The sequence below is a fragment of the Staphylococcus coagulans genome, from assembly GCF_002901995.1.
Classification (GTDB): Bacteria; Bacillota; Bacilli; order Staphylococcales; family Staphylococcaceae; genus Staphylococcus; species Staphylococcus coagulans.
In genome coordinates this window covers 1-366 of sequence record NZ_PPQN01000080.1, presented here as the reverse complement: position 1 = coordinate 366, position 366 = coordinate 1, and the positions used below count along the sequence as shown (strand labels likewise).

At 34.4% G+C, this 366-nt stretch carries 1 protein-coding gene; it reads left to right on the top strand.

Annotated elements, in window-relative coordinates:
- Window positions 1–366: SdrD B-like domain-containing protein (locus CD118_RS11220; protein ID WP_206167721.1), on the top strand; the 366-nt coding region annotated here is incomplete at both ends.

Sequence of the window (366 nt, the reverse complement as noted above, 5' to 3'; positions counted from 1 at the left end):
TCTTGGAGATAAAGTATGGGAAGATACAAACAAAAACGGTATCCAAGATGATGGTGAAAAAGGCATCGGAGATGTCAAGGTAACATTGACAGATAAAGATGGAAAAGTGTTTGAGACAAAAACAGATGAATCCGGTAATTATAAGTTTGAAGGATTAACAAATGGAGACTATACAGTAAAATTTGAGACGCCATCAGGATATGAGCCAACAGGAAAAGATCAAGGCGGAAATGATGAAAAAGACTCAGATGGAACAGAAGTATCAGTAAAAATTAATGGTAAAAATGATTTAACAATTGATTCTGGCTTCTACAAACCAACATATAATCTTGGAGATAAAGTATGGGAAGATACAAACAAAAACGG